Genomic DNA, 6,953 nt, shown 5'->3' with positions numbered 1-6,953 from the left:
GCCACCCGCTTCTTTCACTTTATTCACCAACTGGTCAACTTCTTCATTTGTGTTCACACCTAGAGAAATCATCACTTCATTTGGTTCAGTATTAAGGCTTTGCTGACTTACATTTTGAAAATGCTTGTTTTCTATTAAAATTACGGTTGTTTGACCTATTTGAATGCCGACCATTTTATCTAACATTTGTGGGTTTCTATTTATTTTAAATCCTAACGCTTTATAAAACTGTGCGCTCTTTTCTAAATCTTGCACATGCAAATTAAACCACATTGATTGAATCATGATTGCACCCCATTCATTACTTATTATAGTTTTGGACTTTAAGCCAATCACTTAATGATAATCTTGTTGGATTTATTTCAGCCATTAATTCAAAGTCTACTTCATAACCTTTTTCTTCCAACCATTGCTTTTCTGCAACACCACTAACAAATTCTCCTTCTATAACAGTAGATTTACCTGTCACTTCACTAAAAATTGTTGCTGCTTCACTTAATGTAACTTCATCGGAACCAATCTCTATTGATTGATGCGTAAAGCTTTGTGGATGTGCAAAAATATACGATGCAATTTTAGCTATATCAATAGAAGAAATCATTGTGAATTTTATATTCGGATTAATAAATTCTGGTAATGTAATACGTTCATCTTCGACTTTAGCAATGCGTAAAAAATTATCCATAAAGAATGATGGTTTGATAACTGTTGCATTTATATTAGATTCCATTAATCTATTTTCTATTTTTGCTAGTACTTCAAAGTGTGGGCCAGTTCGATTTCGATTAACCCCTCCCGCAGTACTATACACAATATGTTGAATATTTTCTTGCTCAGCTATTTCAATTATCTTCATACCTTGTCTTAATTCTTCGCTAACATCATCTTTAACGATTGGCTGAATACTGTATAAGCCATACTTACCTTTCATCGCTGATTGCAAACTAACATTATCACTCAGATCACCTTCAACGATTGATAAATGCGGATGTCCTATGTCTGAAAGTTTACGATTATTCTTATTTCTAGTTAATGCACTTACATACCATCCATCCTCTAACAACTGTTTTACAACTGCATTACCTTGCTTCCCTGTTGCGCCTATTACTAAAATATCTTTCATTTTAGATCCACTCCTCTTTTTATCTTAAAAACCAATAGTCCTCTTTTTCACCTTTTAAATACGTATATGGTTCTGGTGTTTGTCCATTTCCTTTAATATTGTCGTTTATTACATCTCTGACATCCCATACTAAATGAATAAATCGTTGTAATTGATGACTAAAAATGCCTAGTGGCGCTGTCATAGCTAATACTTTTTCCACATCTTCTGTAGTGACATTCAGTTTTTCAGCAATCATTTGAACCGATAAGGTAGATTCTTCAAAATGTGCTTGCAACTCTTCAGCTGTGATGCGTCTTTGCTCTTTATTTAAAGACATTATCAACACTCTTTTCTTTTATGATATTTAATAGTTATTGCAAATTCATTGCTAACTTTCTTAACACGTTTTATAATAAACGGATAGTTATCCGTTTGTCAATTTTAGAGAATTTTAAGTAGGTGTAATCATGCGAAAAGATGCAAAAGAGAATAGACAACGAATTGAAGAAATAGCGCACAAACTTTTTGATGAAGAAGGCGTTGAAAACATTAGTATGAATCGTATTGCTAAAGAACTAGGTATCGGTATGGGGACATTGTATCGACATTTCAAAGATAAAAGCGATTTATGCTACTACGTCATACAAAGAGACCTTGATATTTTTATCACTCATTTTAAGCAAATTAAAGATGACTATCATTCTAATTATGAGGTTATGCAAGTGTCGTTAGATTATCTTTTACAATTTAAAATCGATAATAAGGCACTACTGCAATGTATTGAAGCAGGCAACAATAAATTACGTTTTTACCAAAGCGCATTTTATCAAGAATTATTTGATTTTTATTATGACTTATTTAAAAGCGATGACGACACTTACACGAAGTTCAAAACAGATATGCTGTTGCAATCATTATCAACTAGTGTATTTGCCTTCCAAATAGAGCATCGCCATATTTCAATTGAAGCGTACAGAAATTATTTATTAAACATTTATTTAGATGAGGTGGAACGTAATGACTAAAATTGTGTTAATCACAGGAGGCAATAAAGGGTTAGGCTATGCAAGTGCAGAGGCACTTAAAGCATTGGGTTACAAAGTTTATATAGGTTCTCGGAATGATGTAAGAGGACAACAAGCATCACAAAAATTAGGTGTTCATTATGTACAGTTAGATGTTACAAGTGACTACTCAGTCAAAAATGCTTATAACATGATTGCTGAAAAAGAAGGCCGTCTTGATATCCTCATTAACAATGCAGGTATATCTGGTCAATTTTCAGCACCTTCCAAATTGACACCTCGTGACGTTGAAGAAGTATATCAAACGAATGTATTCGGTATCGTACGAATGATGAATACATTCGTCCCTCTCTTAGAAAAATCTGAACAACCTGTTGTCGTCAACGTATCAAGTGGTTTAGGTTCATTTGGAATGGTTACAAACCCCGAAACAGCTGAATCTAAAGTGAATTCATTAGCTTATTGTTCGTCTAAATCGGCAGTAACAATGCTAACGCTACAATACGCTAAAGGATTACCTAACATGCAAATCAATGCTGCTGACCCAGGCGCTACAAATACTGATTTAGTTGGTGATTTTAGTAATAATTCCAAACACGTTTCTGAAGGAATCAAGCCAATCATTCAATTAGCAACGATTGGTGCAGATGGCCCAACAGGTACATTTATTAATGGCGATGGAGAAATGCCTTGGTAGATCAATTTTATGTTACAAACATTGAAATTAGAGGTATATAAAAAATGCTTCTGCAATAGATGCAATATACATGCAAAACAATATGGAGGCGAATTAAATGAAAAGTATTACGTTTGAAGAACATTATGTCATTGAAGATATTCAAAAAGAAACGATGAATGCGATATCAGCAGATCCTAAAGGTGTACCGATGAAAGTAATGTTAGAAGGCCTTGAAAAAAAGACAGGTTTTACAAATGCCGACGAATTATCACATCATGATGAACGTATCCAATTTATGAATAATCAAGACGTTCAAATTCAAGTCTTATCTTATGGAAATGGATCTCCTTCAAATTTAGTTGGTCAGAAAGCCATTGAATTATGTCAAAAAGCAAATGATCAATTGGCAAACTATATTGCCCAATATCCCAATCGCTTTGTAGGCTTTGCAACTTTACCTATCAATGAGCCTGAAGCCGCAGCGCGAGAATTCGAACGTTGCATCAATGATTTAGGATTCAAAGGTGCGCTCATTATGGGACGTGCACAAGATGGTTTTCTTGATCAAGACAAATATGACATTATTTTCAAAACAGCTGAAAATTTAGACGTACCGATTTATCTACATCCCGCGCCAGTTAACAGTGACATTTATCAATCATACTATAAAGGAAATTATCCTGAAGTAACTGCGGCAACATTTGCTTGTTTTGGTTATGGTTGGCACATTGATGTCGGAATTCATGCAATACATCTAGTATTATCTGGCATTTTTGATCGTTATCCAAAGTTAAATATGATTATTGGACATTGGGGTGAGTTTATCCCATTCTTCTTAGAACGTATGGATGAAGCTTTATTCGCTGAACATTTGAACCACTCTGTAAGCTATTACTTTAAAAATAGTTTTTATATCACACCAAGTGGCATGTTAACGAAGCCACAGTTTGATTTAGTCAAGAAAGAAGTAGGTATTGATAGAATTCTTTATGCTGCTGATTATCCATATATTGAGCCTGAAAAATTAGGTGTATTTTTAGATGAACTGGGTTTAACAGATGAAGAAAAAGAGAAAATAAGTTATACAAATGGTGCTAAATTATTAGGTTTATCATCTAACAATTAACAAATGGAGGTCATTGAATATGGAAACTTTAGAATTACAAGGCGCTAAATTACGATACCACCAAGTCGGACAAGGACCCGTGCTCATCTTTATTCCTGGTGCAAACGGTACCGGAAACATTTTTCTGCCTCTTGCAGAACAGTTAAAAGACCATTTTACTGTTGTAGCCGTTGATCGTCGTGATTATGGAGAAAGCGAGTTAACTGAACCACTCCCTGATTCCGCTTCAAACCCTGACAGTGATTATCGTGTCAAACGCGACGCACAGGACATTGCCGAACTTGCAAAGTCATTAAGTGATGAACCTGTCTATATATTAGGTTCAAGTTCAGGTTCAATCGTTGCGATGCATGTGTTAAAAGATTACCCTGAAGTCGTTAAAAAGATTGCATTTCACGAACCACCAATTAATACATTTTTACCAGACAGTACTTATTGGAAAGATAAAAATGATGACATTGTGCATCAAATTTTAACAGAAGGCTTAGAAAAAGGTATGAAAACATTTGGTGAAACATTAAATATCGCACCAATTGATGCAAAAATGATGTCTCAACCTGCTGATACTGAAGAAGGACGTATAGAACAGTACAAACGTACGATGTTCTGGTCAGAATTTGAAATTAGACAATATACGCATTCAGATATTACTTTGGATGATTTCACAAAATACAGCGATAAAATCACCCTACTAAATGGGACAGATTCTAGAGGCTCCTTCCCACAAGATGTTAACTTTTATATAAACAAAGAAACTGGCATACCTATTGTAGATATTCCAGGCGGTCACTTAGGTTATATTCAAAAACCTGAAGGCTTTGCTGATGTATTATTAAATATGTGGGGTTAATTGATCGTTCTCTAATAAAACAGCTTGGACAGTTTTCAAATTATATTTGATGGCTGACCAAGCTTATTTTTGTTTACGTTTAAACGTTCAAATCAACTCGTTATTATACATGAAGGCATGTTAACCATTCTCTTCCACTGAAAACACTACTGTTCCAAACATTGATAGTCTTCTTTTGAAATACCCTTTCCGATAAGCACCAAATATTCTGGCACTTTTTTTGAAAATGCTACAGGTGTTAATTCATATTGGCCTTGTGTAAATTGAATGAGATACGTATGTGTGGTGTCTTCAAATGTCATAAACCCTTTCAACCTATAAATATGAGACGGAAGGCATGCTAAACGTTTTATAAACTCTGCTTTAGTACATGTGACTGGTGATTGCACAAATTGATGATTTATTGTTTTGTGTAATGATTCATGTTTATTGTCAGAAGTTGCTGTCATTTGTCTAACTGATATTGGCAAAGTGACGCTGCCATGCATACCGACTTGTATATCGGCCTCTGGGTTAATAACTTCTAAATCTTTCAATAGTTTGCTCGTTGTTTCAACATCTGCTGAATCTATTTTATTAACAAATAAGACAGAACAATATGCTAATTGCTCATAAAATAAGCCTTGGATGTCTTTAGGGAATGATTTAATGTGTTTATACATGCTTGCGTCTATTACACCAATCATATGTGTAATTGTTGTAAACGGAGCTAAAATAGGCGTTAAACAAGCATCTAAGACAGAGACTGGTTCTGCAATCCCACTACATTCAATAAATACAATGTCTGGTTGCTCTTTTAAATATAATTGATGTAACTGTTCTGATACATCTGCTTTCATTGCGCAACAGATACACCCCTCTGTCAGTTCACTTAAAGGTATGTCTTCAGATACTAAGGCACCATCAACACTCATTTTCCCAAATTCATTCATGATGACTGCTGGTTTCAGCGATTCCTTTAATGATTCAGCGAGCAAATGATTTAAGACAGTCGTTTTACCGCCACCTAAAAACCCACCTATAATAACTATTTTCATCTGCGACTCTCCTCTTATACTTCATATGAATAGCATATTCCAAGATAGATCTCCTATTGACTGACATGACTCTATATTCAGTTATAGTTCATTTTTTTAAATAATCAGCATTACTATTTTAACAATGATGCCTACACCAATAACTAAAGACAATGATGTCACCATTTGCTTTCCAATTAATTTTAGTGCTGACTGACCACCTAAATGTTTCAAAAGCATCGTCATTGTGACCGAGCACGCTGTAAATGTTGAACTAAAAAACACAAGTAGTAGTAACTGTGTTGCTGTCATTCCTTGTAATAAGGCGCCTTGATGCAAATTAAACAAGAGCATGCCGTCTTTTCGAATCATTGAAAATAAAATCCCTGGTGACAATTCTGAAGAGATGCCTAATAACGATAATATAGGTGTAAATATTTGTGATAAAACATTCAAAATTGGCGTTAGTGATAAAATACTAACAATAAGACAGATTGTGATAAAAATAGGTAGCGCTTGAACGATAAACATTTGTATATTTTGCCACATTTGTAGCAACATTTGACGTATATTTGGCATATGTAATTGCCTATCATAAGGTAGCGGAACACTAAGTTGTTGATCATTCTTTTTCAACCATATCCTATTATGTAAGATGCCACCTAAAAGTACTAATATTAAGTACGGCATAAATAGCCATGACTTTCCAGCTACACTAAAAATAGATAATGTCGCACCTATTTGATAACTACAAGAACTACCAAAGCTTATTAAACTCATACACTGTGTCTTCGTGCAGGTATGGCATTGGTGTGCTGCTTGTGAAATAGCTGCTGCATTACATCCAAATCCTTCTAATAGTGGCACGATATCATTACCTTGTAATCCGATCCATAACATTGACGGTTCAATTGCCCATATCATCCATGATTTGAGTCCTGTTTGATCAATTATTGCAGTTGATAAACTAATTAATATTACAACCGGCAATGCCCATACGAGCGAATATGTTCCAAGTGATAGCACACCATAATCACCAAATAATATATGCTGTAATATATCGTGATTGAGCAATGTTGTTTGAGTTAAATATTCTATCCATGCTGATACATACTGATTTTGAAACCAATCTGAAAATTGATAAGCGATACC

At 34.5% G+C, this 6,953-nt stretch carries 9 protein-coding genes; 4 read left to right on the top strand and 5 right to left on the bottom strand.

The window, feature by feature from the left end; genetic code table 11:
• The 3 genes from IDG60_RS03200 to IDG60_RS03190 all read right to left on the bottom strand — a co-directional run.
• Window positions 1-285, bottom strand: a 285-nt coding sequence (locus tag IDG60_RS03200) for a VOC family protein (RefSeq protein WP_156978994.1), incomplete at its 3' end; no start/stop codon positions are given.
• A gap of 16 nt (window positions 286-301) precedes the next feature.
• Entirely contained in the window at window positions 302-1,123 is an 822-nt protein-coding gene (locus IDG60_RS03195) for an NmrA/HSCARG family protein (RefSeq protein WP_000651837.1), read from the bottom strand.
• A 19-nt stretch (window positions 1,124-1,142) separates the two neighbouring features.
• A complete protein-coding gene (locus tag IDG60_RS03190; protein WP_000055856.1) occupies window positions 1,143-1,442 on the bottom strand; it encodes a DUF2316 family protein in 300 nt (99 codons plus the stop codon).
• A 130-nt stretch (window positions 1,443-1,572) separates the two neighbouring features.
• Here IDG60_RS03190 and IDG60_RS03185 point away from each other — a divergent pair, with 130 nt between their 5' ends.
• The 4 genes from IDG60_RS03185 (at window position 1,573) to IDG60_RS03170 (ending at window position 4,785) form a co-directional block, all read left to right on the top strand.
• On the top strand, window positions 1,573-2,130 hold the full coding sequence (locus IDG60_RS03185; RefSeq protein ID WP_001224187.1) for a TetR/AcrR family transcriptional regulator: 558 nt from the start codon (window positions 1,573-1,575) through the stop codon (window positions 2,128-2,130).
• On the top strand, window positions 2,123-2,827 hold the full coding sequence (locus IDG60_RS03180; protein ID WP_000161829.1) for an SDR family NAD(P)-dependent oxidoreductase: 705 nt from the start codon (window positions 2,123-2,125) through the stop codon (window positions 2,825-2,827). Before IDG60_RS03185 ends, IDG60_RS03180 begins: the two co-directional genes overlap by 8 nt.
• Before the next feature lie 97 nt (window positions 2,828-2,924).
• Window positions 2,925-3,935 (top strand): amidohydrolase family protein, encoded by a 1,011-nt coding sequence (locus tag IDG60_RS03175; RefSeq protein WP_000836421.1) that lies wholly within the window; start codon window positions 2,925-2,927, stop codon window positions 3,933-3,935.
• 19 nt (window positions 3,936-3,954) lie between these two features.
• On the top strand, window positions 3,955-4,785 hold the full coding sequence (locus IDG60_RS03170; RefSeq protein WP_000448918.1) for an alpha/beta hydrolase: 831 nt from the start codon (window positions 3,955-3,957) through the stop codon (window positions 4,783-4,785).
• Window positions 4,786-4,931: 146 nt separating this feature from the next.
• Here the strand turns inward: IDG60_RS03170 and IDG60_RS03165 are convergent, their stop codons facing one another.
• Window positions 4,932-5,822: a CobW family GTP-binding protein gene (locus tag IDG60_RS03165; RefSeq protein ID WP_000706515.1), complete on the bottom strand. Its 891-nt coding sequence runs from the start codon at window positions 5,820-5,822 to the stop codon at window positions 4,932-4,934.
• A gap of 96 nt (window positions 5,823-5,918) precedes the next feature.
• Window positions 5,919-6,953 (bottom strand): ferrous iron transporter B (locus IDG60_RS03160; RefSeq protein WP_206160489.1); only part of this gene is annotated, 1,035 nt, incomplete at its 5' end.

The sequence above is a fragment of the Staphylococcus sp. EG-SA-2 genome (assembly GCF_017152085.1).
This window is presented reverse-complemented; position numbering and strand designations above follow the sequence as displayed.